Genomic DNA, 25,741 nt, shown 5'->3' with positions numbered 1-25,741 from the left:
GGAGGATTTCGGCTCCTATGAGGGCCATTTCGTTCCAAGATCTCTCCGAGCGGACACGGCGGGCGCGGCCGGGCCGCCACGATCGCGAGGCACAATCGAGTTCATGCGCCGTCGTCCCGTCGCCCTCGTCACCGCCGCCGTACTCGGCGCCGCCCTCGCCGGCTGCTCGGAGCAGCCTGCCGCCCCGGCCGGGCGGCCCGCTCCCGACACCTCACCGACCAGCGCCACGCCGACCCCGCGCGTACCCGCCGGCAAGGCCCCCACGGAGAGCTTCGCGGTCGGCGTACGCCAGGTGAAGCTGAACCGCGACGGCAACCGGCCGTTGCCGGTGACGCTCTGGTACCCGGCGGCCGGCGCGGCCGGTGGCGCGGTCGAGCGCTCCGCCCCGGCGGCGGCCGGGCGGTTCCCGGTGGTGATGTTCAGCCACGGGCTGACCGCCCGGCCGGAGGACTACCAGGTGCTGCTCACGCGCTGGGCGGCGGCCGGTTTCGTGGTCGCCGCGCCACGTTTCCCGCACACCTCGCGGGGCACCGACGGCAACGCGTTGGACGTGCTCAACCAGCCGGCCGACGTGTCGTACGTGCTGACCCGGGTGCTCGCGCTCGGTGAGAAGGCGGGCGATCCGCTGCGCGGCCGGCTGGACCCGGAGCGGGTGGCCGCGACTGGGCACAGCGCCGGTGGCGTGACCACGATCGGCCTGTTCACCGCGGGCCGGGACGCGCGGCTGGACGCGGGCATCGTCTTCGCCGGCACCGCGCTCGGCGTGGGTACCGCGTTCGCCGGCACCGTCGCGCCGCAGTTGTTCGTGCACGGCGAAGCCGACGAGGTGGTGTCGTACGCCGCCGGCAAGGCCGTCTTCGACGCGGTGCCGTGGCCGAAGGCGATGCTCAGCCTGCCGAAGGGCGACCACGGCCGGGCCCTGCTCGGCGACGGCAAGGCGCTGGGCGTGGTCGCGGACACGACTGTGGAGTTCCTCCGCTGGACGCTCTACGGCGACCCGGCGGCGAAGGAGCGCCTCCCCGCCGACGCCGCCAAGGGCGGCGTGGCCACGCTCGACGACCGGCTGTAAGGAAGGGCCCCTTCTTAACGCCTCCGGTAGAGAAGGGGCCCCTTCTTAACACGCCACCCACGCCGCACGCCGCACGCGCCGCCAGCGCCGCACGCGCGATCCAATCCGCCCGCGCCGTAAGCCTCAGGCGGTGTGGTCGACGACCACCTTGCCGAAGACGTCGCCGGAGTGCAGCCGCGCGAACGCCTCGGTGATCTCGCTGAACGGCACCACCCGGTCGATGACCGGCCGCACCTCGTGCTCGGCGCAGAACGCGAGCAGCTCGGTCAGCTCGTCCGGGGTGCCCATCGAGGTGCCGAGGATCTCCAGCTGCATGGCGAAGACGCGGCGCAGGTTGACCTTCGGCTCGTGGCCGGAGGTGGCGCCGGAGACCACGATCCGGGCCATCGGGGCGGCCGACTTCAGCGAGTGGTCGAAGGTGGCAGCGCCGACCGTCTCGATCACCACGTCGACCCGTTCCGGCAGCCGGGCGCCGGGCTCCAGCGCGGTCGCGCCCAGCTCGGCGATCCGTTCCCGCTTGGCGGCGTCGCGGCTGGTCGCGTACACCCGCTTGCCGAGCGCGACGCCGAGCGCGACGGCCGCGGTGGCCACGCCCCCGCCGGCGCCCTGGACCAGCACCGACTCGCCGTCGGCGACCCGGCCCTTGGTCGTCAGCATCCGCCAGGCGGTGAGCCAGGCCGTGGGCAGGCACGCCGCGTCGGTGGCCGACAGGCCGTCGGGCAGCGGCAGCAGATTCACCCGGGGTACGGCGACCAGCTCGGCGAACGTGCCCTGGTAGTGCTCGGAGAGGATGGAGACCCCGCGGGGGTCGCCCGGAGTGGGCACCACCGGGTAGATGACGACCTCGTTGCCGTCCGGGTCGGTGCCGACCGCGTCACAGCCGAGGATCATCGGGAGCTGGTCGGCGGTCAGGCCCACGCCACGCAGCGACCAGAGGTCGTGGTGGTTGAGCGAGCTGGCCCGGACCCGCACGGTGACCCAGTCGTCCTGTGGGTGGGTCGGCTCGGGACGGTCGCCGACGGCGAGCGCGGCAAGCGGGTTGTCGGTGTCGAAGGCCGAGGCGAAGGCAGCACGCATGATCGGCACGGTAACAAGCTGAGCAGCAGTTAAGAAGGGGCCCTTCCTCTACCGGAGGCGTTAAGAAGGGCCCCTTCCTTACATCTCAGCGGCGGGCGACGCCGTCGCGGCGAGCGGCCTCGGCGACCGCTTCGGCCACCGCCGGCGCGACCCGCGGGTCCAGCGGCGACGGCACGATCGCGTCGGCGGTCAGCGACTCGGCCACCACGCCGGCGATGGCGTCGGCGGCGGCCACCTTCATCGAGTCGGTGATCCGGGTGGCGCCGGCGTCCAGCGCGCCCCGGAACACGCCCGGGAACGCGAGCACGTTGTTGATCTGGTTCGGGTAGTCGCTGCGTCCGGTCGCGACGACCGCCACGTGCCGGGCGGCCACCTCGGGGTGCACCTCCGGGGTGGGGTTTGCGAGCGCGAACACGATGCCGCCGGACGCCATGCCGGCCACCGCCGCCTCGGGGATCTGGCCGCCGGAGACGCCGATGAGCACGTCCGCGCCGCGCAGCGCCTCGGTGATGTCGCCCTGCCGGCCCTCGGCGTTTGTGAGTTCGGCCAGCTCGGCCTTGGTGCCGGTCAGCTCGCGGTGCCGGCCGATGATGCCGCGCGAGTCGCACACCACCACCCGGGCCGGGTCGACGCCGCCAGCGATCAGCATCTTGGTCACCGCGACGCCGGCCGCGCCCGCGCCGCTGACGGCCACCCGCAGGTCACCGAGCTTGCGGTTGAGCAGCGTCGCGGCGTTGCGCAGCGCGGCGAGCACCACGATCGCGGTGCCGTGCTGGTCGTCGTGGAAGACCGGGATGTCCAGCGCCTCGTCAAGCCGCCGCTCCACCTCGAAGCAGCGCGGCGCGCTGATGTCCTCCAGGTTGATCCCGCCGAACGAGGGCGCGAGCGCCTTGACCGTCGCAACGATCTCGTCCACGTCCTGCGTGTCCAGGCAGACCGGTACCGCGTCGACGCCGGCGAACTGCTTGAACAGCACCGCCTTGCCCTCCATCACGGGCAGCGCGGCGCGCGGGCCGATGTTGCCCAGACCGAGTACGGCGGAGCCGTCGGTGACGACCGCGACGGTGTGCGACACCCAGGTGTAGGTGTCGACGAGCGCGGGGTCGGCGGCGATCGCCTCACACACCCGGGCAACCCCCGGGGTGTACGCGAGGGAGAGGTCCTCGCGGCTGGTCAGCGGCACGGTGGAGGTAACTGCCATCTTGCCGCCGACGTGCAGGCGGAAGACGGGATCGGCGGGGTCCGGGGTGGACGAAGACATGGTGACTCCAGGATCTGTCGAGCAGACGGACCGGCCGGCGCGGTCAGCGGTGGTCAGCGACCGGCGGCGTGGCGGTGCGGGGGTCACCCGGGCACTTTCCGAGCATAGTCACGCTCCGGCTCGCAGGATGTGAGCGGGGTCATATCGGCCCCTCACCTACCTGCGCCTTACCCGTCCGGGTCGTGGCCACCAGCGGGCCACCACCCGGCCCCGGACGTCGGCCACGCCGTACGCCCGGGAGTCGTCGGTGACGAACTCGTTGTCGCCGCGCAACCACCAGCCGCCGTCGCGCGGCTCCACCGCCCGCTTGACGACGAGCAGGTCGGGGCGGCTGCGGAAGACCGCGACGACCACGTCCCCGGGGCGCACCGCCCGGCCGCCGGTGCGGACCAGCACCGCGTCGCCGTGACGCAGCGTCGGGGCCATGGACGGGCCGGTCACCAGCACCGGCGTCAGCGGACCGCGCAGGGCCGGAGGTTCGCCGGTGGGCGCCATGTCACCTCCCAGCCCCCGAGGGCGTCTCCAGGAGTAATGTCGTCTTGGATCATCGCAAACAACCCATGGAGGACCCTGATGCGCCTTCCCCGCATCCTCACGCCCCGGGTGACGGCCAGCGCTCACTGCGACCTGCCCTGCGGCGTATACGACCCGGCCCAGGCCCGGATCGAGGCCGAGTCGGTCAAAATGATCTGTGAGAAGTACCAGGCCAACACCGACCCGGAGTTCCGCACCCGCGCCATCCTGATCAAGGAGCAGCGGGCGGAGCTGGTCAAGCACCACCTGTGGGTGCTCTGGACCGACTACTTCAAGGCGCCGCACTTCGAGAAGTACCCGCACCTGCACCAGCTGTTCAACGAGGCCACCAAGCTGGCCGGCGCAGCCGGCGCGAAGGGCGGCACCGACCCGGCCAAGGCGGACGAGCTGCTGGCGAAGATCGACGAGATCTCGAAGATCTTCTGGGAGACCAAGCAGGCGTGACGTCGCCCGACGACACGTTGACGATCCGGCCGGTACGTCCTGGGGACGTACCGGCCGTCGTCGCCATGGTGCACGAACTCGCCGAGTACGAGCGCGCGCCGGAGCAGTGCCACCTCACCACCGAGCAACTCGACGCGGCCCTGTTCGGGGCGTCGCCGGCGCTCTTCGGTCACGTGGCCGTCGACGCGGCGGACCAGCCGGTCGGGTTCGCGCTCTGGTTCCTCAACTTCTCCACCTGGGCCGGCGTGCACGGCATCTACCTGGAGGACCTGTACGTCCGCCCGGCCGCCCGGGGCACCGGCGCGGGCCGGATGCTGCTCGCCACGCTGGCCGCGATCTGCGTCGAGCGCGGCTACCAGCGGCTGGAGTGGTGGATGATCAACTGGAACCCGGCGGCCCGCTTCTACGCCGCGATCGGCGCCACGCCGATGGACGAGTGGACCCCGTATCGCCTGGCCGGGCCGGCGTTGCACGAGCTCGCCGCGCGGGCGACGGCCGCGCCCACGCGGTCGGCCCCCTGACCGGGTAGAGTCCCGCACCGGGGGGAGGAGCCGTGACTCAACTGACCGGGCACCCGACGACCGACGACGACGTCGTCCATCTCACCGTGCCCGCCGACGGTGGTTACCTCGGCGTGCTCCGCACCGCCACGGCCGGCCTCGCGGCCCGGCTCCAGTTCGCCCTCGACGAGATCGAGGATCTGCGTATCGCTGTCGACGAGGCGTGCGCCATGCTGCTCGCCATCGCCACCCGCGACGCCGAGCTGGAGTGCCGCTTCGCGGTCACCGAGGACGCGCTCAGCGTCGAGGTGACGGTGCCGACGGTCCGGGGTGCGACGCTGCCGTCGGAGTCGTCGTTCGCCTGGAAGGTGCTCACCGCGCTGACCACCGGGGCCAACGCGCACGCGACGGACGGCCGGGCCACCATCTCGCTGCTGACCCGCCGCGCCGGCGGCTACTGACCGGTCGCGGTCACCGGTTCGCGGCGTCCGGCGCTCAGCGCTCCGGGTCGCCGAAGCCGAGCGCGCGGTTGGTCGGGCCGCTCACCAGCAACCCGACCATGCCGATGCCGAACGCCATGAGCGGCAGCCCGAGCCAGCCCATCCCTCCCTCGATCATGAACCAGCCGACCGGCAGCAGCATGAGCTGAAGCACGATCGCGGGCGCGCGCGCCCCGGCGCGACGGCGGGACAACGCGCCGCCGAGCGCCCAGAGCGCCACCGCGCCGCCGATGGCGAACGCGGTCACCCACAGCGCCGAGATCAGGTCCGTCGTTTCAGCGGTGAGGTCGGACCAGATGAGCCACACCGCGATCAGCCCGAGCGCCACCGCCTCCGCGCGTAGCAGGAGCACCGCGGCGCGCAGCGTGCCGGGGACCGGGTCGGAGTCGATCGTCACGGGCGCCACGATACCGGTGGGTAGTCGCGGTACAGTGCCGCCCATGCGGGCCGTCCTGGTGGTCAATCCGAAGGCCACCACCACCAGCGAGCGCAGCCGGGACGTGCTGGTCCGGGCGTTGCGCAGTGAAGTCGACCTGTCGGTGCGCTACACGCGCCGGCGGGGCCATGCCATGGACCTGGCCCGGGAGGCCGCCCAGGAGGGCGTCGACCTGGTCGTCACGCTCGGTGGCGACGGCACCGTCAACGAGGTGGTCAACGGCCTGATGGCGGCGGAGCCGCCGACGTTCCGGACCGGGCAGACCTCGGCCGAGCGGCTGCCCGCGCTGGCCACCGTGCCCGGCGGCTCGACGAACGTCTTCGCCCGCGCGCTCGGGCTGCCCCGGGAGTGGCCGGACGGCACCAGCATGATCCTGGAAGGACTGCGGCTGGGCCGGTCCCGCACGATCGGGCTGGGCCGGGCGGACGACCGCTACTTCACGTTCTGCGCCGGCTTCGGGCTGGACGCGGCGGTCATCCGCCGGGTGGAGCAGTCCCGCAAGAAGGGGCGCGTCTCCACTCCGGCGCTCTACTTCCGCTCCACCGCGAGCCAGTACTTCGTCGGCTCGGACCGCCGCCACCCGTCGATCACGCTGGAGCGTCCGGGTGAGGCGCCGGACACGGAGCTGGCCACGGCGATCATCCAGAACACCGCGCCGTGGACGTACCTGGGCGACCGGGAGATCAACCCGAACCCGGAGGCGTCGTTCGACCTCGGGCTCGACGTGCTGGCGCTGCGGCGGCTGCGGGTGGCCAGCACGGCCCGTACGGCGGCGCAGTTCTTCTCCCGGAAGCCGGATCCGCACGGCAAGCAGGTGCTGCGTCTGCACGACCTGGCGGAGTTCACCCTGCGCTCGGAGCGCCCACTGCCGTTCCAGATGGACGGGGACTACCTCGGCGAGCGGGAGAAAGTCCGATTCACCTCCGTGCCGGCGGCACTGAGAGTAATCTGCTAGGTCTCGGGTACTCCACTCGGTTGACGCGGATCCCCCCGCCGCGCGGGCGCGGTGGCCGCCACGCCGAGGAAGGGTGCCGGAAATGTCAGCAACGTCACGCAGACCGTACTACATTGATTATCGACTGTGGCACGCCGGGTAACCAGGACCCTGGTAAACCCGGACAAATGGGTGGTGAGCCCGCTCACTGTTCGGAGTTTTTCCGAGCGGCACCCTTGACATCGCTGTAGTTCGTGAAAGTATTCACAAGCGAACTCGTGTTGCCGGGACATTGCCTGGATATGCTCGTTCGGTTGAGCTGTTCCAGCAGGTCCAGGCACCCCACAGCCTGCTCACGCTGCGCCGAATTGATGGATGCTGACTGTCACCCTTCGGCAATGCGGACGCATATAGGAATAGCAACGAAGCGTTTACTGGCCACCCACTAAGAATGAGGAGTGTTGCCGCCATGGACTGGCGCCACGATTCGGTCTGCCGCGACGAGGACCCGGAGCTGTTCTTCCCGATCGGGACGTCCGGCCCGGCCCTCCTTCAGGTGGAGCAGGCGAAGGCCGTCTGCCGGCGCTGCCCCGTGACCGACCAGTGCCTGCAGTGGGCGCTGGAGTCCGGTCAGGACGCCGGCGTCTGGGGCGGGATGAGCGAGGAAGAGCGCCGCGCGGTGAAGCGCCGCGGCGGTCTCCGGGTGCTGCGCGCTCACTCCGCCTGACCCGTACCACTCGCGACGCCCCGGCCGGGATTCCGGCCGGGGCGTCGCGCTGTGCGCGGTCAGACCACCACCGTGTCCACGCGCCGCCGGACCAGGTCCGCCAACTCCGGCAGATCGGTCAGCGGCTCCGCCACCGCCACCGCGCCGGCCGACCGGGCCGCAGCGCGTACCCCGTCGTGGAACCGGCCCGGCGCCAGGAAATAGGCCGCCACCGCGACCCGGCGGGCCCCCGCCGCGCGCAGTCGCGCCACCGCGCCGCCGACCTCCGGCGGCGCCGCCGAGGCGTACGAGACGCGGCACGGCACGCCCAGCCCGGCGCCGAACGCCGCCGCGACCCGACCCACCGAGGCACGCGCCGCCGGATCCCGGGTACCCGCCGCCGCCAGCACCACCGCGTCCAGCCCGCCCGGCTCGTCGCCGGTCGCCTCCGCCAGGCGGCGGCGCAACCCGTCCAGCAGCCCGCCGTCCACGCCGGCGCCGGCCGGACCCAGCACGTCGGTCACCCGTACCTCGATGTCCGCGCCGGCCGCCGCGACCGCCGCCGGGATGTCGACCTTCCGGTGGTACGCGGCGGTCAGCAGCAGCGGCACCAGAACCGCCCGGGAGTGGCCGGCGGCGGCCAGCCCGCGCAGCACCTCCGCCGGACCGGGATCGGTGTGGTCGAGCCAGCTCGGCAGCACCGGACGACCCGGCCAGGTGTCCGCCACGGCCCGGGCCAGCGCCCGGGTCGCCTCGGCCGCCCGAGGGTCACGGCTCCCGTGCGCCACCAGCACCACTGGTGGCCCGGCCCTCAGGTGTGCAGGCCGCACTCGGTCTTCTCGAACATCGCCCAGCGACCGGACCGCGGGTCCTCCCCCGCCTTCGTCCGCCGGGTGCACGGCCAGCAGCCGATCGAGCCGTAGCCGCGGGCGAACAGCTCGTTGACCGGGATGTCGTACCGGGCCACGTACGCGTCCACCTCCCGCTGCGTCCAGGCCGCGATCGGGTTGACCTTGACCTTGCCGCGCCGCGCGTCGAAGCCCACCACCGGCGTGTTGGCCCGGGTCGGCGACTCGTCCCGGCGCAGCCCGGCAGCCCACGCGTCGTACCCGGACAGCGCCCGCTCCAGCGGCTCCACCTTGCGCAGCTGGCAGCAGTCGTCCGGGGACCTGTTGAACAGGCGCGGACCGTACTGGCCGTCCTGCTGACCGACTGTCATCCGGGGACGGATCGAGCGCACCCGCACCGGCATCCGGCGGGCCACCTCGTCGCGGACCTTCAGCGTCTCCGGGAAGTGCAGCCCGGTGTCCAGGAACACCACGTCGACGCCGGGGGCGACCCGGGAGACCAGGTGCGCCACCACCCCGTCGGCCATCGAGCTGGTCACGCAGAACCGTTCGCCGAACGTCTCCGCCGCCCACCGGGCGATCTCGATCGCGGGCGCGTCCGCCAACTCCCGGCCGGCCTCCTCGGCCAGCGCGCGCAGCTCCTCCGGGTCGCGGCGGGCCGGCTCGGCCGAGCCGATCAGGCCGAGGCCGGCGGCGGAGACGAGGCCGCTCACCGGGTCACCGCCCGGCTCAGCAGGCCGCTGAACTTCACCGAGAAGACCCGCGCGCAGGCGTGGCACTCCCAGGCGCCGTGCCCGGCCTCGTGCGGTCGCAGGTCCTCCTCACCGCAGTACGGGCAGTAGAGAGGCGCAGATCGGGCGTCGCTCATCGCGCCACCTCGCTTCGCTCGGCGGCGCGATGAGGCCCTGCCGCGCTGAGCCGGATGATTCGCTCGCTTCGCTCGCTCATCGGAGCTCCTCCTCGTCGACTCTGATCACCCAGTTGGCGAACGTCTCACCCTCGGTCCGGCCGGCCAGGTAGCGGCGGGCCAGCCGTTCCACGTACTCCGGAAGCTCCTCGGCGGTGGTCTTCAGGCCGCGCAGCTTGCGGCCGAAACCGGCGGTCTGGCCCTGGGCCATGCCGAGGCCGCCGCCGAGATGCACCTGGAAGCCCTCGACCTGACGGCCGTCCGGGCCGACCACGAGCTGGCCCTTGAGCCCGATGTCCGCGACCTGGGTGCGGGCGCAGGCGTTCGGGCAGCCGTTGAGGTGGATGGAGATGTCCGCGTCGAAGTCGCGCAGCCGCTCCTCCATGCGCGCGACCAGTTCCTCGCCGCGCCGCTTGGTCTCGACGATGGCGAGCTTGCAGAATTCGATGCCGGTGCAGGCCATCGTGCCGCGCCGCCACGCCGACGGCCGGGCCTCCAGGCCGATCCCGCGCAGCGCGGTGACCAGCGAGTCGGTCCGCTCCGGCGCCACGTCCAGCACGAGCAGCTTCTGGTACGGAGTGAGCCGCACCCGGCCGCTGCCGTGCGCCTCGACCACGTCGGCGAGCTGGGCGAGCTGGGTGCCGGAGACCCGGCCCACCACCGGGGCCGCGCCGACGTAGTTGGCGCCGTCACGCTGGGCGTGCACGCCGATGTGGTCCACCGGCTTCGCCGGCAGGTCCGCGGCCGGGCCGTCCAGCAGCGTGCGGCCCAGGTACTCCTTCTCCAGCACCTCCCGGAACCGCTCCACGCCCCAGTCGGCGACCAGGAACTTCAGCCGGGCCCGGTTGCGCAGGCGGCGGTAGCCGTAGTCGCGGAAGATGCCGACCACGCCGGCCCACACGTCCGGCACCTCGTTCAGCGGCACCCAGACGCCGAGCCGCTTGGCGAGCATCGGGTTGGTGGAGAGCCCGCCGCCCACCCAGACGTCGAAGCCGGGACCGTGCTCCGGGTGCTCCACGCCGAGGAACGAGATGTCGTTCGCCTCGTACGGGGTGTCGACCAGCCAGGAGATCGAGGTCTTGAACTTGCGGGGCAGGTTGGAGTACGCCTTGTCGCCGACGTACCGGCGGACGATCTCGTCGATCGCCGGGGTCGGGTCGAGCACCTCGTCCCGGGCCACCCCGGCCACCGGGCTGCCGAGCACGATCCGGGGGCAGTCGCCGCACGCCTCGGTGGTCTGCAGGCCGACCGCCTCCAGCCGGCGCCAGATCTCCGGCATGTCCTCGACCCGGATCCAGTGGTACTGGATGTTCTGCCGGTCGGTGATGTCGGCGGTGTCGCGGGCGAACTCGCGGGAGATGTCCGCGATCACGCGGAGCTGGGCCAGGTTGAGCTGGCCGCCGTCCACCCGGACCCGGAGCATGAAGAACTCGTCCTCCAGCTCGTGCGGCTCCAGCACGGCGGTGCGCCCGCCGTCGATGCCGGCCTTGCGCTGGGTGTAGAGGCCCCACCAGCGGAACCGGCCGCGCAGGTCCTGCGGGTCGATCGAGGCGAAACCGCGGTGGGCGTAGATGTTCTCGATCCGGTCCCGCACGTTCAGCGGGTCGTCGTCCTTCTTGATCCGCTCGTTGGGGTTGAGCGGCTCTCGGTGCCCGAGCGCCCACTGGCCCTCGCCGCGTGGCCGGCGGGGCGCACGGGCGGCGGGCGCCGGGGAGTCGGGACGGGTCGGGGTGCTGCTGACCGCCATCGCGGCGTCCTCCATTGCTTGCTGCGGTGCCTGCGAGCGCGGACGCGACGGCCGGCCCGAGAGTGGGCCGTGGACGGCGATGTCGATGACGGCCGGCGCGAGTGCGCGCCCGAGACGGATGGGTCGGGCGTCGTCAGTAGGCCGGACAGATCGCGCTGCGCACGCGGCCGTAATCGACGTGGCGGCGAGCCACGAAGCGGCGGACGACAGCGGCGGTCATGTGCCTCATGCTGCCACACCACGCCCTGCACGACCACAGCTCCGCACTGTGATCCCACATCACGGGCCCCGACCGAGATCGACTCCCATCCACGTCCCCGCCCACCGCCTCGTTGATCATGAGGTTAGCGGGGACAAAAGGGACGGTGGATGCCGTCAACTTCATGATCGACGGGCTCCGGGTGGGGTCGGGTGGGTGGGAATTGGTGGAGCGGGCGGGTGGGAGGGAGCGGACGTGTGACGCTGCGGGGGTGAGGAGGTTCGCGTCCGCGTCTGTTCGCGCCCTTCCCGGCTGGGTGGTGTGGGTGGCGCCGGGGCTGCTCACGCTCGTGGTGACGCTGGTGGGCATCGGGCACGCCCAGCCGTGGCGGGACGAGCTGGCCACCTGGAGCGCCGCCACCCGGCCGCTGTCCGACCTGGTCCGGATGACCCGCACCATCGACGCCGCCACCGGGCCGTACTACCTGCTCATGCACGGCTGGACCGCACTCGCCGGCACGTCGCCCACGGCGCTGCGGCTGCCCTCCGCGCTCGCCATGGCCGTCGCCGCCGCGCTCACCGCCCGGCTCGGGGCGCGCCTGGCCGGTGACCGGGCCGGCCTGCTGGCCGGGCTGCTGTTCGCGGTCCTGCCGGCCACCTCCCGGTACGGGCAGGAGGCCCGCCCGTACGCCCTCGCGACGCTGCTCGCCGTGCTGGCCACGCTGCTGCTGGTCGAGGCGCTGCGCTTGCCGGGACGATGGCGCTGGGCCGGGTACGCCGCAGCGGTCGCCGCGCTCGGCCTGGTCCACCTGCTCGCGCTAACGCTGCTCGCCGCGCACGCAGTGGTGGTGCTGCTGACCGCCGCACATGGCACTGCGGGGGCCGTCGATCCGCCCGGCCAGTCCCGAGCCCAGATGCCCGACGCGAGCCGGCGACGCCGCAGACACCTGTGGCGTTCCACCCAGCCACGAGATCGAGCGCGAGTGGAACACCACGGGTGTCACGGCGCCCCGCAGACACCCACGGCGTTCCACTCAGCCACGAGATCGAACGCCGGTGGAACGCCACGGGTGTCACCGCATCTCGGGAGCAGGGAGCACGGCACGGACGCGCCGGAAGCGGAACCGCAGGACGTGACCGGCGAGGCTCGGGAGGCGTCGGCGCCCGGCCGACGGGCGCTGGCCGGGTGGCTGCTGGCGCTGGTGCCGGCCGTCGTGCTCGTCACCCCACTGGCACTCGTCGCCCGGGGGCAGCGCGGTCGACAGCTCGACTGGGTCGACCCGGCGCGCCTGCCCGACCTGGCGGCGCTACCGGGTGCGCTGGCACAGAGCGGCGTCGTCGGCGGTTTCGTGCTCGCGCTCGCGGCGCTCGGCGTGGCCCGGCTGGGTCGCCGGGCGCTGCTGCCGGCCGCCGCCGTGCTGCTGCCGGTGCTGCTGGTGTTCGCCGCCGGAGCGATGGTGCCGCTCTGGGTGACCCGCTACCTGATCTTCACCGTGCCGTTCGCCTGCGTACTGGCCGGCGCCGCGCTGGCTGCCGCGCGGGTCACTCCCGCACCGGCCCGAACGCCGGCAACAGCAACGCCCGCTGAACCAGCGCGCACGGCGACACCCGCCGCAGCCGGCCGCACTGCCGCGCCCGTGGAAGCAGAGCAAGGGCCGACGTCGTCGCGCGGACGGGTCGCGGCGGGAATCGCGGTGGTGGTCCTGGCCGGGCTGCTCGGGCTGCCCGACCAGGCGGCGCTGCGCCGCACCCACGAGTGGCCGCGCAGCGCTCCTGTCGACTACGCGGGCGCGGCCCGGGTCATCGGCGCCGAACAGCGGCCGGGCGACGCGATCGTCTACGCGCCCCGGGACAGCTGGCTCTTTCCCGATCTGGGCGTGGCGTACCACCTGGGGTCGAGGCTGCCGCGCGACGTGCTGGTGGTCCGCGACCAGCGTCAGGACGCGAGCCTCTGGGCCGTGGAGTGCGACGACCCGGCGCGGTGCCTGGCCGGGGTGGACCGGGTGTGGCTGGTGGTCACCGGCCGGCGCACGGACCCGGTGGCGGCGGTGCCGGGCGCGAAGGGCGACGCGTTGCGCGCGGGCTACACGGTGCGGCAGGTGTGGCCGCGGCCGGGGATCACGGTGGCCCTGCTCGCCCGGTGAGGCGGTCGGTGGTGCCGCGGGCCAGCGGTACGACGATGGCCGCCTCGGTGCCGCCGTCGGCGCAGTTGCGCAGCTCGATGGTGCCGCGCAGCTCGCCGGTGACCAGCGCCCGGACGATCTGCAGGCCCAGGTTGCCGCCGCGCTCGGCGTCGAACTGCTCGGGCAGCCCTCGGCCGTTGTCGCTGACCGTGACGTGCAGCTGCTTGCGGGCCCGGTGCGCGGTGACCACCACCTCGGGCCGGGGCGCGGTGGCCGCCGCCTCCGGCCAGGGCACAGAAACCGCCGCCTCGGACCGGGGAGCGACGGCCTCCTCGTCGGCCGGCGGGAAACCGTGCTCGACGGCGTTGAGCAGCAGCTCGTTGAGGATCATCACGAGCGAGGTGGCGATCTCGGCGGGCAGTACGCCGAAGGTGCCGCGGCGGCGCATGCCGACAGTCACCTCGGTGGCGGCGACCTCGGTGGCGGCGCTGGCCACCCGGTCCACGATGCCGTCGAACTCGACCGCCTCGTCGCTGGACATGGAGAGCGTCTCGTGGACCAGCGCGATCGAGGCGACCCGGCGTACCGATTCCTCCAGCGCGACCCGGGCCTCGGGCATGGAGACCCGCCGGGCCTGCAGGCGCAGCAGCGCGGCGACGGTCTGGAGGTTGTTCTTCACCCGGTGGTGGATCTCCCGGATGGTCGCGTCCTTGGTGATCAGGGCGCGGTCGCGGCGGCGTACCTCGGTGATGTCGCGGACCAGGACCAGCGCGCCGATCGGCACTCCGGCGGGCATCAGCGGCAGCGCCCGGGTGAGCATGGTGGCGCCGCGGGCGTCGATCTCCCGCCGGGGCGGCGCCTCGCCGCGCAGCGCGGCGAGCACGGCGTTGCCCGCGTCGGTGCCTTCCAGCGGGTCGCCGGCCAGCCGGCGGTGCAGCTTGGCGAGGTCCTCGCCGACCAGGTGGGACGCGTAGCCGAGGCGGCGGTACGCGGACTGCGCGTTCGGGCTGGCGTAGGTGACCTTGCCGTTGGCATCGAGCCGCACCAGGCCGTCGCCGACCCGGGGCGCCGAGGTAGTCTCGCCCGGATGCCGGGGCGGCGGGAACGTGCCGTCGGCGATCATCTGGGCGAGGTCGTCGGCGGTGGTGAGGTAGTTCAGTTCCAGCTGGCTGGGGGTGCGCGCGGTGGACAGGTTGGTGTCCCGGCCCACCACGGCGATCACCTCGCCGGCTTCCCCGTCGCCGGTGCGCAGCCGGACCGGGATCGCCTCGTGGCGGGCCGGGACGTCGCCGTACCAGACCGGGTCGCCCTCGCGCCAGATCCGTCCCTGCCGGTAGGCCACCTCCAGGTGGGCCACCTCGGCTCCGCCGACGATCCGCCCGACCTGGTCGTCCAGGTAGGCGGTCGGGGCGGTGGTGGGACGGACCTGGGCTACGCAGAGGAACGTGCCGTCGCCGTCCACCGGCACCCAGAGCAGCAGGTCGGCGAAGGACAGGTCGGACAGCAACTGCCAGTCGCCGGCGATCCGGTGCAGATGGTCGATGTCGGCCGGCCGGAGCGCGGTGTGCTCCTCGGCGAGGTCACGGAGGGTGGACACGCCCCACAGCGTGCCACGCCGGACCTCACATCGTCGCCGTGACCTTCTTCAAGCCGCGCGGCGCGTCCGGGTCCTCGCCCCGGGCCAGCGCCAAGGCCAGCGCGAGTCGTTGCAGCGGCAGGATGTCGAGCAGCGGCGCGTACCGCTCGTCGACCTCGGGCACCGCCATCCGGGTCTCGCCGATCTCGGCGGAGCCGACCACCACCACGTCGGCGCGGCGCTCGCCGAGGCGGGGCAGCACCTCGCGCATCGACGTGCCGCCGGGGCCGGAGCCGACCACGGCGAGCACCGGCACGTCCGGGTCGGTCATGGCGAGCGGTCCGTGCAGCAGGTCGGCGCCGGAGAAGGCGAGCGCCGGCAGGTACGAGGTCTCCATCAGCTTCAGCGCCGCCTCCCGGGCCGTCGGGTACGCGTACCCCCGGCCGGTGGTGACGAGCTGGGCGGCGAACCGGTAGCGCGGCGCGAGCCGGGCCGGGGTGTCGTCGGCGAGCGTCTGCGCCGCCAGCTCGGGCAGGCGGCTCAGGGCGGCCCGCTCCTCGGCGGGCAGCACGCCGTCGCCGGCGCGTACCCCCTCGACGAGCATGAGCAGCGCGAGCAGCTCGGCGGTGTAGGTCTTGGTGGCGGCGACGGCCCGCTCGTGGCCGGCGGCGATGTCCACGCTCAGCTCGGCGGTCTCGACCAGCGGCGAGTCGGGGTTGTTGGTGACGGCGAGGGTGAGCGCGCCGGAGGCGCGGGCGACCCGCAGCACCTCGGCGAGGTCGGGCGAGCCGCCGCTCTGGCTGACGCCGACGACGAGCGCGTCGGAGAGGTCGGGCCGGGCGCCGAAGACGGTGATCGCGCTCGGTGAAGCCAGTCCGGCGGGCAGTCCGAGGCGGATCTCGGTCAGGTAGGCCGCGTAGAGCGCGGCGTGGTCGGAGGTGCCCCGGGCGGTGAACACCACGTGCCGGGGGCGCCGTTCGGCGACGACGGCCGCGACTTCGGCGATCGCCGCGGAGCGCTCGGCGGAGAGCAGACGCTCGTAACCGGCCGGCTGCTCGTCGATGTCGGCGGCCATACCGGCCCCTGCTCGCGTCACTCCAGACCTCCTTCTGCGCGTTTCTCGCGCGTTCGATGCTCAGTCTTGCACGTTTCAGCAGCTCCAATCAACGCAACGAGCAGGAGTGCGCAGTGGATCACTAATTGACGGAAGATCCCCTAGGCTTGCCCGGCTGACCGACCCGACCGGCGGAAGGACGACGTGCCCGAGGACGACGCCGCGCTCTCGGCGGAGGAGGAACTCGCGCTGGCCCGGCTGGCGCTGGGTGAGGGCGACCTGCGGCACGCCGCCGACCACATCGCCGCCGCGCTGGTCCGCTCCCCCACGCTGCCCGAGGCGCACGAAGCGCTCGCCCGGCTGAACGCGGCCAGCGGCGGGGACCTGGACCTCTTCCCGCTCGGTCAGCAGGCGTTCGTCGGCGCCGTGGTGGCCCGCGCGCACCTGCTCGCCGCCGCCGGCCGCCCCGCCGAAGGGCTCGACCTGCTGGCCGCCGCCACCGGCTACGCGCCCGCCGCGCCATGGGCCGCCGTGCCCTGGGTGACCGCCGCCGACCTGCCGGAACGCCTCGATCCCGAACGCACCGCCCGAATCCTCATGCAGGTCTGCGCGGCGGCGCCCGACCCCGCGCCGCGCCGGCTGCGCGAGCCGCTCGCGCCGTACCTCACGCTGGCCCGCAACGCGATCACCGTGCATCCGGCCCACCCGCTGCTGCTGGGCGCGGCGTCCGCGCTGGCCCGGCGCCTCGGCGAGATCCCCCTCGCCGTCACCTGGGCCACCCGGGGGGTACGCGCGGAGCCCACCAAACTCGGCGAGGTGTGGCTCGGGTACGCGTACCGCAGCGCCGGCCGGACCGCCGAGGCGCTGGCGGCACTGGAACGCGCTGTCGTACTCGACCCCGACGACCTCGCCGTCTACGCCGACATCGCCGGCACGCTCGCCGACCACGGCCGGCTCGACGCGGCGCTGGGCTGGATCGACCGGGCGCTGGCGAAGGACCCCGCCTTCGACTGCGCCGTGCACACTGCGCACCGGCTGCGCTTCCAGCGCGACGGCGACGTGGACCACCTGGTGGCGCTCGCCGACTTCGTCCGGGAACACCCGGACGACACGCACGAGCACGGCGACCTCGCCGAGTGCTGCCGAGGCCGCCCCTGGCTGGGCCAGGTCACACCGGCCGGTGACGATCCCCCGTCCCCCGACGGACCCGCCCCCTCGGCAGCCGCGGTACGACGGCTCCAGCACCTGGCGCACCCGGCGTGGGCGCACCCCCCGGCCGCGTACGACGCCGCCGTCGGACTGGCCACCGTGGACCTCACCGACCTGCTCGCGCTACTGGCGTACCCGCCCGAAGCGCCGGCAACCGCGCTGGGCCGGGTACTCGGCGGGCAGGACCCGGCACTGTGGAAACGCTGCGCGCAGGTCTGGGCCTGCCTCGGCCTGCTGCACCACCGCACCGACGAGCCGTGGGAATCCTCGACCCGCCGTCGGGTGCTGCGCGAACTGGCCACCGCCCCCGGCCCGGCCGCCGACGCGGCACTGTTCGCCCTGGTCACCGCCGCCTGGGTGGACCCGGCCACCCGTGCCGACGTGGCCGCAGTGGTGGCCGGGCGGCTCACCGAGGTGGCGTCCGGCGCCGCCCGGCGTACCCCGGTGGCGGTGTCGCTCGCGTATCTTGCGCGAGCCACCCCGGCCCTCGACCCGGCCGCGCGGGCCACCGCCGACTCGCTCATCGCCGGTGCGAGCGGCGGCCCGCTGCGCCGTCTCTGGCGACGCCTCACAGCCGTGTTCCGCCGAGGCTGACCGCAGACGCGTCCGTCCCTTGCGAGCCCTGTTTTCCTGCCGCCTCCCCGAGATGGCTCACCCCGGGCCCTCACCGCCTAGCCGAGCGCCGCCACTTCGCCGAGCTGGCGCGATCAACTCCCCTCTGACCCCGCCACCTCCCCGAACTGGCGGGCAGGGCACCGCGACGACGGCCCCGGCACCACCCGCACGCCGGCTCCCAAGGTCGGAGTCTCACCACCTCCCCGAGGTGGCGCGATCAACCCACCCCGGATCGCACCGCCACCCCGAACTGGCGGGCGACGGGCGGCCGGCACCGGAAACACCTCGCCGAGCACCCGAACACCAGCCAGCCCGCCACTTCGCCGAAGTAGCGCGATCAACTCGCCCCGGACCCCACCACTTCCCCGAACTGGCGAGCACCGCGCGGCGACCACAACCCCAGCCCCACCCGCACACCGGCTCCCAAGGCCGGAGCCTCGCCACCTCCCCGAAGCAGCGCGACCAACCCACCCCGGACCCCACCACTTCCCCGAACTGGCGAGCGCCGCGCGGCGGGCACCGGAACACCTCGCCGAGCACCCAGTCACCCGCAGCTCCGCCACCTCGCCGAAGTAGCGCGATCAACCCGCCCCGGACCCCACCACTTCCCCGAGCTGGCGGGAGGCGCACGGCGACCACGACCCCAGCCCCACCCACACACCGGCTCCCACGGCCGAAGCCTCGCCACCTCCCCGAAGTCGCGATCAACCCGCCCCGGACCCCACCACTTCCCCGAGCTGGCGGGAGGCGCACGGCGACCACGACACCAGGCCCACCCCGCGCACCGGCTCCCAGGGCTGGAGCGTCGCCACCTCCCCGAAATGGCGGGATCAACGCACCCCGGACCTGACCACTACCCCGAACTGGCGAGCACCCGGCAGCGGGCACCGGGCACCGGGCACCGGGCACCGGGCACCGGGCACCGGGCACCGGGCACCGGGCACCGATAACACCTCCCAGCCCCCGGACACCCACTGGCCCGCCACCTCGCCGAAGTGGCGCGATCAACTCGCCCCGGACCCCGCCACTACCCCGAACTGGCGAGCAGCGGGCGCAAGGGCACCCCCGGTACCAGGCAGGCACCGGGGCACCTCACGGATGTGGATACGCGGCGGCCCCGCGTACCCCTTGGTGGGGGCGCGGGGCCGCGGCGGGTGCGTCAGGCGACCGGGGCCTTGCCGAGCGCGGTCTCGGCCTCGTCCTCCGGGGTGGTACCAGCGGGGCGCACGTCGTTGGTCGCGCGCAGCGGCACCTCCTTGATGAACCAGGCGAGCACCGGCACGGCGACGGTGAAGAGGACCGCCCAGAAGAAGACGTGCGAGATGGCGTCGGCGAGGCCGCCGAGCACCGCCTCGCGCATCGGACCGGTGAGGTTCTTGAGGGCTTCCAGGTTCATCGCGCCGCCCTCGCCGCCACCCGAGCCGGCGAACGCGGGACCGGCCGCCGAGTCGGCGAGACGGTTGGCGAAGATCGCGCCGAAGAGGGAGACGCCGAACGAGCCGCCGATGGACCGGAAGAACGTGGCGGCGCCGCTGGCCGCGCCGAGGTCCTTCTGCTCGACGCTGTTCTGCGCGATGAGCATCGAGGTCTGCATGAGGAAGCCCATGCCGACGCCGAGCACGATCATGTAGAACGAGGACTGCGCCTTGCTGGTGTCCACGTCCAGCAGGCTGAGCAGGCCCATCCCGGCGGCCATCACCACGCCGCCGACGATCGGGAAGATGCGGTAGCGGCCGGTCCTGGTGATCGTCCGGCCGACCACGAGCGACACCACGAGCATGCCGAACATCAGCGGGAGCAGCAGCAGGCCGCTGTTCGTGGCCGAGGCGCCCTGGACGGTCTGCTGGTAGAGCGGCAGGAAGTTCATCGCGCCGAACATGGCGAAGCCGAGCAGGAACCCGATCACCGAGATGAGCGCGAAGTTGCGGTTGGCGAACAGGCTCAGCGGCAGGATCGGCTCGGGCGCGCGCCGTTCGACGAGCGCGAACGCGCCGAGCGCGACGACCGCCAGCACGGCGAGGCCGAGGATCTGCGGCGAGGCCCAGGCGTACTCGTTGCCGCCCCAGGTGGTGACCAGCACGATGGCGGTGATGCCCACCGACAGCAGCGCCGCGCCCAGCCAGTCGATCTTGTGCTCGGTGCGGTACTTCGGCAGGTGCATGGTGGTGGCCAGGAGCAGCAGCGCCACGCCACCCAGCGGCAGGTTGACGTAGAACGCCCAGCGCCAGGAGAGGTTGTCGGTGATGAAGCCGCCGACGAGCGGCCCGGCGACCATGGCGATGGCCATGATGCCGGCGATCATGCCCTGGTAGCGGCCCCGCTCGCGGGGCGGCACCAGGTCGCCGATGATCGCCATGACGCCGACCATCAGGCCGCCGGCGCCGAGGCCCTGCACGGCGCGGAACGCGATCAGCTCGATCATGCCATTGTCGGTGCCGCCGAAGACGCCGGAGCCGGCCATGCCGCACAGCGCCGAGCCGATCAGGAACACGACCACGGCGGTGAGGAAGACCGCCTTGCGTCCGTACAGGTCGCCGAGCTTGCCCCAGATGGGCGTGGAGACCGTCGTGCCCAGCACGTACGCGGTGACCACCCAGGTGAAGTGGTCGGCGCCCCCGAACTCGAAGACGATCCGCGGCAGCGCGGTGCTGACGATCATGTTGTCGAGCATCGCGAGCATCATCGCGATCATCAGGCCGAACAGGACGACGCGGATGTTGGGTCTCGCGGCGACCTGGGCTTGTTGACTCATCGGTAGGCTCCCCCGCAGATCATGTGATCAACTTACTTGCCGCCCGGCTAGTTTGCTTACTAGCCGGACGGTAAGCTGAGGACGGTCGGACGTCAAGCGGATTGGAAGGAAGTCGGTTGGTGAGGGAGACCACAGGAGGCACGCGGCAGCGCATCCAGGCCGTCGCCTTGGAACTCTTCACCGAGCATGGCTACGAGAAGACCTCGCTGCGGGAGATCGCCGAGCGGCTCGGCGTCACCAAGGCGGCGCTCTACTACCACTTCAAGAGCAAGGACGAGATCGTCACCAGCCTGGTCGACGACCGGCTGCGCCGGATGGACGAGCTGATCGCCTGGGCCGCCGACCAGCCGCCCACCCTCGCGACCCGCCGGACCCTGCTCGGCCGGTACGCCGACAGCATGTTCGCCGGCGACCTGCCCCAGGTGATGCGCTTCTTCGAGCAGAACCAGACGGTGCTCAAGAGCCTGGTCGCCGGCCAGCAGATGCGGGACCGGATGATGCGGCTGGCCCACGAGCTGTGCCGGGGCGACGACTCGCCGGCCGCCCAGCTCCGCGCCGCGCTGACGCTGTTCGCGGTGCACAGCAGCTGGTTCGCGGTCCGCGCGCCGGGCATCACCGACGACGAGCGGAAGCAGATCGCGCTGGAGGTGGCCGACGAGCTGCTCGCGAAGATCGGCGAGACCGGACCGGACGGCGGGGACGGGGCCGGGCCGGCGGCCTGAGCCGCGCCCGGCTCAGCGCGCCGACGCCGCCGGCCGGCTCGGCCCGCTCACCAGCCTGGTCAACAAGCGGTCAGGTCCAGCCGCAGACCGAGCAGGTCGATGCCGGGCATCGGTGACCAGTCCTTCTCCGGCAGCCGGACGAAACCGAGCCGGTCGTAGAGGCGGTGCGCGTTCGCCGCCATCCCGGCGCGTACGCAGATCACCACCGCCGTGCAGCCCAGCTCCGCCGCGCGCGCCACGCACGCGGTCGCGAGCGCGGCGCCCGCGCCCCGGCCCTGCGCGGCCGGATCGACAGCGAGCATCCGGAACTCGGCCTCCCCGGGGCCGGCGAGTTCCGCGTACGGGGTCCCGGGCAGCACGAACGTCACCGCGCCGAGCACCTGGCCGGTGGTGTCGTCGACGGCCACCAGCACCTCGCCGGTCTGCGCGCGGGTGGCCACGTCGGCGAGCACCGGCGCGTACGCGCTCTCGTCCTTGAGCTGGCCGTCCGCCTCGTACGCGGCGACCGTCAGCCGCGCCACGGCGGGGAAGTCCGCCGGTTCGGCGCGGCGCACCAGCAGGGCGGTCAACCGATCTCCGCGATCAGGTCGCCGTCCTGCACCACGTCACCCTCGTTGACGGCGAGCTTCTGCACCACGCCGTCGGACTCGGCGACCACCGGGATCTCCATCTTCATCGACTCCAGGATGACGAGTGTGTCGCCCTCGGAGACGGTGTCGCCGGCCGACACCACGACCTTCCAGACGTTCGCCACCATCTCGGCGCGGATCTCCTCGGCCATGTCCCGGCCCTCCCTCTCCCCGACAGCTCCCCGACAGTCCTGCGAACGGTATCCAATCATGACGCCGGTCACGCCGGGCCGCGCACCACCGGCACCCGATCCGCCCCACCGCGCTCCGGCGGGCGGCGGCGGCACTAGCATCGTGCGGGTCGGCCACCGGCGAGCCGGGGAGCCACACCGCGACCGCCGCCGCGCTCAGCCGCGGACGGAACCGTGACCAGCACAAGGAGGCACAGCATGGCGAAGAAGGCCCGTAAGAAGAAGGCCCGTAAGAAGAGCGCCGCCAACCACGGCAAGCGCCCCAACTCCTGATCATCGGGATCAGCGCGGCACCTGCCGGAAACGCGGAACGGCCCGGGTCCGATCGGACCCGGGCCGTTCTGTCGCTTGTCAGTCGGCCAGTTCGCGGGACTCGGTGGTCTCGAAGACCACCAGCTCGGTCAGCCGCAGTCGCAGCCGCTCGCGCAGCTTGTCCGGCGCCGCCTCGTTGCCGCAGCACCGGGCCACGAGCGCCTTGACCTCCTGCTCGATGCCGTACTCGCGCAGGCACGGCCCGCACTCGTCCAGGTGGTGCCGGATCAGCACCCGGCGCTCCTCGCCGCACTCCAGGTCGAGGTAGAGGTAGACCTCGGCGAGCACCTCGCGGCAGTCCGTCTCGTGCGGTTGTCCACAGCTCACGGTCACACCTCCCGGCTGGCGGCGGCGGTCGAACCCTTCTTCGACGAGGCGGCGCTGAAACCGCGCTCCGCCGCGTACTGCTCGAGCAGCTTCCGCAGATTACGTCGACCGCGGTGCAGACGGGACATCACGGTGCCGATCGGCGTGCCCATGATGTCGGCGACCTCCTTGTAGGAGAAGCCCTCGACGTCGGTCAGGTAGACGGCCAGGCGGAACTCCTCCGGCAACTGCTGGAGGGCCTCCTTGACGTCGCTGTCCGGCAGCCGGTCGAGCGCCTCCGTCTCGGCCGAGCGCAGGCCGCTGGACGTGTGCGACTCGGCCTCGGCGAGCTGCCAGTCGGTGATCTCCTCGGTCGGCGCCTGGATGGGCTGCCGCTGCCGCTTGCGGTAGGTGTTGATGTAGGTGTTGGTCAGGATCCGGTAGAGCCAGGCCTTCAGGTTCGTGCCCTGCTCGAACTGGTGGAAGGCGGCGTACGCCTTCAGGTACGTCTCCTGAACCAGGTCCTCCGCGTCGGCCGGGTTGCGGGTCATCCGCAGACCGGCGGCGTAGAGCTGGTCGACGAAGGGCATCGCGTCCCGCTCGAAGCGGGCCCTGCGCTCGTCCGTCTTTTCGGTGGTCAACCGCACATCCCCTCGCGTCGGATGCTTTCCCGCCGAGGATACGCGTACCCACATTCCGGCAGATTCACTTCCGGAGTCTGTGCCGGTGCTCACGACCGACGCCGCCGCGGGCCACTCCGGCGCGTCGAGCAGCCGCTTGATCTGCCGCTCGTCCCGTTCGTCCCGTTCCCGGCTCCGTGTCTGTATCGGCACCGGTCACCCCCCTCGCGCTGGCACTGTCGTCGTCCACAGGGAGGTAACGCGAGGTACGGGGTGCGGCATTCCACAGGTCCCACCCGATCCTGGCCCCGGCGGCGGCCGCGACCGCCGCTGGGACCAGGAAGGGCCTGGGAGGGTGGCCCCGGCGCGCCCGAACCGGGCGGCCGGCACCAACCGGTGCAACGACCCGCCGCGGGCGACGGTCACGGCGCGCGCCGCCGGTCAGGACAACCATCCGTTTACGCGCAGCCAGTCCCGGACCACGACGGCCGTGCCGGCCGGGTCGCCCCGCAGGTCGTGCCGCTGGCCCGGCCGGACCACCACCTCGATGCCGGGGCCGGGTTCGGGCACGCCGAACGGGTCCCGGTCGCCGTTGACCACGAGCGTGGGCAGCCCGGTGAGCAGTTCTCCGGCCCGGGAGCGTTCCGGCCGGCCCGGCGGGTGCAGCGGGAACGCCAGCGCCACCACACCTGCCGCTCCGGTGGCGACGGCGGTGCGGCAGGCCACCCGGGCGCCGCTGGACCGGCCGCCGACCACCCAGTCGCGCACCTGCGGGGCGCGGCGGCGAAGCTCGGCCAGCAGGGTGGTCCACGCCTCGTCGAGGTGCCCGGCGGGTGCGGGCGCGCGCCGCCCGGCGACCCGGTACGGCTGGGTCACCAGGGCCACCCCGGCTCCGGCGTCGCGTACCGCGTCCCGGACCGCCGTGAGGTCCGGCGCGTCCACGTCGCCACCCGCCCCGTGACCCAGCACCAGCACTGTCGCGCCGCCGGTGGGCGGGTGGAAGCGGAACCGGGCCCGTCCCCGGGGTGTGTCGATCTCGTCGTCGTGCCGCACCGGCCCATTCTGCGCGGGCCGGCGGGCCCGCCGGTGGCTGGGCGCGGAAACCGGACGTCGCCCGCGGCCCACGGAGCGGGCCACGGGCGACGTCGGGATCAGCTCAGCGGCACCAGTGTGAGCAGGCGGTCACGCACCGGCGGGCCGGCGTCGTCGATCGCGTCCGGGTCGGGTTGCACCTCGCTGCGCCAGGCCACGAGCATGGCTCGCCGCTCGCGCGGCGTGGTGCCGCCCCAGACGCCGTGGCAGTCGCCCACCTCCAGCGCCCAGGCCAGGCAGGAGCCTTGGACGTCACACGTGCGGCAGAGCGCCACCGCCGCGTCGGCCGGCTCGTTCGGCGCCGGGAAGAACGTCTCCGGATCGACGTTCTGACAGGTGCCTCTGGTGCGCCATGCCTCGTCCTGGCGTCGTTCGTGCAGAGCCCGCAGCAGTCGTGGGTCGCGCCGTGCCGCGGCGACCTCGTGCGGGCGGGGCATGCGTGCCCGTGTCAATACACCCACCTCCCCCGTGGGACCGGCGAAGATCTTTCGCAAGATCGATGAGTGTCGTCGCCCCGTGCGAACTGACGCCCATCACCGGCGCTGTGTTCTATCGCATTCGCATACGTAAGGACAAGAGTCTTCAATGAAACTGACTGAACGTCCGGGCGACTTTTCCGGAGAAACCCCGGCAAACGGGGTGCGTCGATGTGGCGGAGCGTGATCAGAACAGGGTCGGCCCGGAGACCGCCTGAACGCCCTCCGGGGACACCCGCGCGATCAGCTCGGGACCGTCGTTGCGGACGTCGCCGACCGCCCGGGAGACCGGGCGGATCTCCAGGCCGGCGAGCAAGGCGGCGTCGGGCGGCGTGAGCAACCCGGCCGGGTCGTCGGCGGGGCCGAGCCAGTCCGCCCAGCGGTCCGGCGCCAGCAGCAGCGGCATCCGGTCGTGCACCTCGGCCAGCTCGCCGACCGCGGCGGTGGTGAGCACGCTGAACGTGAGCCGGGCCTGCCCGGCCGACTCCCACACCGACCAGATGCCGGCGAAGGCGAGCACCGAGCCGTCCCGGGGCGTCATGAAGTAGGGCTGCCGCCCGCCACCGGCGAGCCGGACCCACTCGTACCACCCGTCGGCCGGGACCAGGCAGCGGCGCCGGGCGAAGGACGGCGCGTACGCCCGGCTGGTGGCGACCGTCTCGGCCCGCGCGTTGATCATGCGGGCGGCGCCGGCGGCGCTGCGCGACCACTGCGGCAGCAGCCCCCAGCGGCCGAGGGAGAGCAGGCGGTGCCCCTCCGGGGCGAGCCGGACCAGCGGCACCGGATCGGTCGGGGCGACATTGAAGTCCGGCCCCACCCCGCCGGTCTCGTTGGCCGAGGAGAAGATCGCGCTCAGGTCACCGGCGCTCCGGGTCGTGGCGTACCTCCCGCACATGGCGCCCA

Annotated in this window: 28 protein-coding genes; 10 read left to right on the top strand and 18 right to left on the bottom strand. The window is 73.1% G+C overall.

All coding sequences use genetic code 11. The annotated features are described in order from the left end of the window. The first annotated feature begins 103 nt into the window (after window positions 1-103). Entirely contained in the window at window positions 104-1,069 is a 966-nt protein-coding gene (locus ACSDG8_RS22345) for an alpha/beta hydrolase family protein (protein ID WP_210900183.1), read from the top strand. A gap of 123 nt (window positions 1,070-1,192) precedes the next feature. On the opposite strand, the gene ACSDG8_RS22340 is transcribed toward ACSDG8_RS22345, so the two are convergent. The 3 genes from ACSDG8_RS22340 to ACSDG8_RS22330 all read right to left on the bottom strand — a co-directional run bounded on the left by ACSDG8_RS22340 (window position 1,193) and on the right by ACSDG8_RS22330 (window position 3,902). Next, window positions 1,193-2,146 (bottom strand): zinc-binding dehydrogenase, encoded by a 954-nt coding sequence (locus tag ACSDG8_RS22340; protein WP_210900186.1) that lies wholly within the window; start codon window positions 2,144-2,146, stop codon window positions 1,193-1,195. Window positions 2,147-2,231: 85 nt separating this feature from the next. Continuing rightward, window positions 2,232-3,407 (bottom strand): NAD(P)-dependent malic enzyme, encoded by a 1,176-nt coding sequence (locus ACSDG8_RS22335; RefSeq protein WP_210900188.1) that lies wholly within the window; start codon window positions 3,405-3,407, stop codon window positions 2,232-2,234. A gap of 156 nt (window positions 3,408-3,563) precedes the next feature. Next, window positions 3,564-3,902 carry a S24/S26 family peptidase gene (locus tag ACSDG8_RS22330; RefSeq protein ID WP_210900191.1) on the bottom strand — a complete coding sequence of 113 codons (339 nt, stop codon included), beginning with the start codon at window positions 3,900-3,902 and terminating at the stop codon, window positions 3,564-3,566. A gap of 78 nt (window positions 3,903-3,980) precedes the next feature. Between ACSDG8_RS22330 and sodN the strand changes: the two genes are divergently transcribed. Genes sodN through ACSDG8_RS22315 form a run of 3 tightly spaced genes read left to right on the top strand, consistent with a single transcriptional unit; the run spans window position 3,981 to window position 5,346 of the window. Next, window positions 3,981-4,385, top strand: a complete 405-nt coding sequence (gene sodN / locus ACSDG8_RS22325) for a superoxide dismutase, Ni (protein WP_013288353.1) — start codon at window positions 3,981-3,983, stop codon at window positions 4,383-4,385. Then, a complete protein-coding gene (locus tag ACSDG8_RS22320) occupies window positions 4,382-4,906 on the top strand; it encodes a GNAT family N-acetyltransferase (RefSeq protein WP_210900194.1) in 525 nt (174 codons plus the stop codon). Before sodN ends, ACSDG8_RS22320 begins: the two co-directional genes overlap by 4 nt. Window positions 4,907-4,938: 32 nt before the next feature. Next, window positions 4,939-5,346: an ATP-binding protein gene (locus ACSDG8_RS22315; RefSeq protein WP_210900197.1), complete on the top strand. Its 408-nt coding sequence runs from the start codon at window positions 4,939-4,941 to the stop codon at window positions 5,344-5,346. A gap of 34 nt (window positions 5,347-5,380) precedes the next feature. Here ACSDG8_RS22315 and ACSDG8_RS22310 read toward each other — a convergent pair whose 3' ends face one another. Then, window positions 5,381-5,782: a hypothetical protein gene (locus tag ACSDG8_RS22310; protein WP_210900200.1), complete on the bottom strand. Its 402-nt coding sequence runs from the start codon at window positions 5,780-5,782 to the stop codon at window positions 5,381-5,383. 43 nt (window positions 5,783-5,825) lie between these two features. Between ACSDG8_RS22310 and ACSDG8_RS22305 the strand changes: the two genes are divergently transcribed. Together ACSDG8_RS22305 and ACSDG8_RS22300 are read left to right on the top strand one after the other, a co-directional pair. After that, complete coding sequence (locus tag ACSDG8_RS22305; protein WP_030503232.1) at window positions 5,826-6,776, top strand: diacylglycerol/lipid kinase family protein; 951 nt, start codon at window positions 5,826-5,828, stop codon at window positions 6,774-6,776. Window positions 6,777-7,224: 448 nt separating this feature from the next. Continuing rightward, window positions 7,225-7,482: a WhiB family transcriptional regulator gene (locus ACSDG8_RS22300; protein WP_013288358.1), complete on the top strand. Its 258-nt coding sequence runs from the start codon at window positions 7,225-7,227 to the stop codon at window positions 7,480-7,482. Window positions 7,483-7,541: 59 nt separating this feature from the next. Here the strand turns inward: ACSDG8_RS22300 and ACSDG8_RS22295 are convergent, their stop codons facing one another. The 4 genes from ACSDG8_RS22295 to ACSDG8_RS22280 all read right to left on the bottom strand — a co-directional run bounded on the left by ACSDG8_RS22295 (window position 7,542) and on the right by ACSDG8_RS22280 (window position 10,963). Then, complete coding sequence (locus ACSDG8_RS22295; protein ID WP_210900203.1) at window positions 7,542-8,291, bottom strand: sirohydrochlorin chelatase; 750 nt, start codon at window positions 8,289-8,291, stop codon at window positions 7,542-7,544. Next, a complete protein-coding gene (locus ACSDG8_RS22290) occupies window positions 8,273-9,022 on the bottom strand; it encodes a phosphoadenylyl-sulfate reductase (RefSeq protein ID WP_210900206.1) in 750 nt (249 codons plus the stop codon). Before ACSDG8_RS22290 ends, ACSDG8_RS22295 begins: the two co-directional genes overlap by 19 nt. Continuing rightward, window positions 9,019-9,177, bottom strand: coding sequence for a hypothetical protein (locus tag ACSDG8_RS22285; protein ID WP_210900209.1), 159 nt, complete (start codon window positions 9,175-9,177; stop codon window positions 9,019-9,021). Before ACSDG8_RS22285 ends, ACSDG8_RS22290 begins: the two co-directional genes overlap by 4 nt. A gap of 76 nt (window positions 9,178-9,253) precedes the next feature. Then, the gene (locus tag ACSDG8_RS22280) at window positions 9,254-10,963 is read right to left on the bottom strand and encodes a nitrite/sulfite reductase (protein ID WP_439427211.1); all 1,710 of its coding nucleotides are present in this window, start codon (window positions 10,961-10,963) and stop codon (window positions 9,254-9,256) included. Between the two features lie 338 nt (window positions 10,964-11,301). Here ACSDG8_RS22280 and ACSDG8_RS22275 point away from each other — a divergent pair, with 338 nt between their 5' ends. Continuing rightward, a complete protein-coding gene (locus tag ACSDG8_RS22275) occupies window positions 11,302-13,305 on the top strand; it encodes a glycosyltransferase family 39 protein (RefSeq protein ID WP_439427210.1) in 2,004 nt (667 codons plus the stop codon). On the opposite strand, the gene ACSDG8_RS22270 is transcribed toward ACSDG8_RS22275, so the two are convergent. Both ACSDG8_RS22270 and ACSDG8_RS22265 read right to left on the bottom strand, forming a co-directional pair. Beyond that, window positions 13,280-14,881 carry a histidine kinase N-terminal domain-containing protein gene (locus ACSDG8_RS22270; RefSeq protein WP_439427209.1) on the bottom strand — a complete coding sequence of 534 codons (1,602 nt, stop codon included), beginning with the start codon at window positions 14,879-14,881 and terminating at the stop codon, window positions 13,280-13,282. The two genes, ACSDG8_RS22275 and ACSDG8_RS22270, sit on opposite strands and share 26 nt — an antisense overlap. Window positions 14,882-14,906: 25 nt before the next feature. Further along, entirely contained in the window at window positions 14,907-15,935 is a 1,029-nt protein-coding gene (locus ACSDG8_RS22265) for an SIS domain-containing protein (RefSeq protein WP_439428070.1), read from the bottom strand. 183 nt (window positions 15,936-16,118) lie between these two features. Between ACSDG8_RS22265 and ACSDG8_RS22260 the strand changes: the two genes are divergently transcribed. Continuing rightward, entirely contained in the window at window positions 16,119-17,717 is a 1,599-nt protein-coding gene (locus tag ACSDG8_RS22260; protein ID WP_439427208.1) for a tetratricopeptide repeat protein, read from the top strand. Between the two features lie 1,180 nt (window positions 17,718-18,897). On the opposite strand, the gene ACSDG8_RS22255 is transcribed toward ACSDG8_RS22260, so the two are convergent. Further along, window positions 18,898-20,490 carry an MDR family MFS transporter gene (locus ACSDG8_RS22255; RefSeq protein ID WP_210900055.1) on the bottom strand — a complete coding sequence of 531 codons (1,593 nt, stop codon included), beginning with the start codon at window positions 20,488-20,490 and terminating at the stop codon, window positions 18,898-18,900. 119 nt (window positions 20,491-20,609) lie between these two features. On the opposite strand from ACSDG8_RS22255, the gene ACSDG8_RS22250 reads away from it, so the two are divergent. Beyond that, window positions 20,610-21,212: a TetR/AcrR family transcriptional regulator gene (locus ACSDG8_RS22250; RefSeq protein WP_210900058.1), complete on the top strand. Its 603-nt coding sequence runs from the start codon at window positions 20,610-20,612 to the stop codon at window positions 21,210-21,212. A gap of 59 nt (window positions 21,213-21,271) precedes the next feature. Here ACSDG8_RS22250 and ACSDG8_RS22245 read toward each other — a convergent pair whose 3' ends face one another. Continuing rightward, complete coding sequence (locus ACSDG8_RS22245) at window positions 21,272-21,781, bottom strand: GNAT family N-acetyltransferase (RefSeq protein WP_210900061.1); 510 nt, start codon at window positions 21,779-21,781, stop codon at window positions 21,272-21,274. Next, window positions 21,778-21,993 (bottom strand): biotin/lipoyl-binding carrier protein, encoded by a 216-nt coding sequence (locus tag ACSDG8_RS22240; protein ID WP_013288370.1) that lies wholly within the window; start codon window positions 21,991-21,993, stop codon window positions 21,778-21,780. The genes ACSDG8_RS22245 and ACSDG8_RS22240 overlap by 4 nt, the downstream gene beginning before the upstream one ends. A gap of 237 nt (window positions 21,994-22,230) precedes the next feature. Here ACSDG8_RS22240 and ACSDG8_RS22235 point away from each other — a divergent pair, with 237 nt between their 5' ends. Beyond that, window positions 22,231-22,305, top strand: a complete 75-nt coding sequence (locus ACSDG8_RS22235; RefSeq protein WP_370461611.1) for a 50S ribosomal protein bL37 — start codon at window positions 22,231-22,233, stop codon at window positions 22,303-22,305. A 78-nt stretch (window positions 22,306-22,383) separates the two neighbouring features. Here the strand turns inward: ACSDG8_RS22235 and rsrA are convergent, their stop codons facing one another. The 5 genes from rsrA to ACSDG8_RS22210 all read right to left on the bottom strand — a co-directional run bounded on the left by rsrA (window position 22,384) and on the right by ACSDG8_RS22210 (window position 25,733). Further along, window positions 22,384-22,671, bottom strand: a complete 288-nt coding sequence (gene rsrA, locus ACSDG8_RS22230; protein ID WP_210900064.1) for a mycothiol system anti-sigma-R factor — start codon at window positions 22,669-22,671, stop codon at window positions 22,384-22,386. Window positions 22,672-22,673: 2 nt separating this feature from the next. After that, a complete protein-coding gene (locus ACSDG8_RS22225) occupies window positions 22,674-23,483 on the bottom strand; it encodes a sigma-70 family RNA polymerase sigma factor (RefSeq protein WP_210900067.1) in 810 nt (269 codons plus the stop codon). 228 nt (window positions 23,484-23,711) lie between these two features. Next, window positions 23,712-24,323 (bottom strand): alpha/beta hydrolase family protein, encoded by a 612-nt coding sequence (locus ACSDG8_RS22220; RefSeq protein WP_439427207.1) that lies wholly within the window; start codon window positions 24,321-24,323, stop codon window positions 23,712-23,714. A gap of 98 nt (window positions 24,324-24,421) precedes the next feature. Beyond that, window positions 24,422-24,814, bottom strand: a complete 393-nt coding sequence (locus ACSDG8_RS22215) for a WhiB family transcriptional regulator (protein ID WP_030503699.1) — start codon at window positions 24,812-24,814, stop codon at window positions 24,422-24,424. 211 nt (window positions 24,815-25,025) lie between these two features. Further along, window positions 25,026-25,733 carry an SOS response-associated peptidase gene (locus ACSDG8_RS22210; protein ID WP_439427206.1) on the bottom strand — a complete coding sequence of 236 codons (708 nt, stop codon included), beginning with the start codon at window positions 25,731-25,733 and terminating at the stop codon, window positions 25,026-25,028. Window positions 25,734-25,741: the final 8 nt, after the last annotated feature.

Origin of the sequence: Micromonospora sp. LA-10, from assembly GCF_051853095.1 — a bacterium.
GTDB lineage: Bacteria > Actinomycetota > Actinomycetes > Mycobacteriales > Micromonosporaceae > Micromonospora > Micromonospora echinospora_A.
This window is presented reverse-complemented; position numbering and strand designations above follow the sequence as displayed.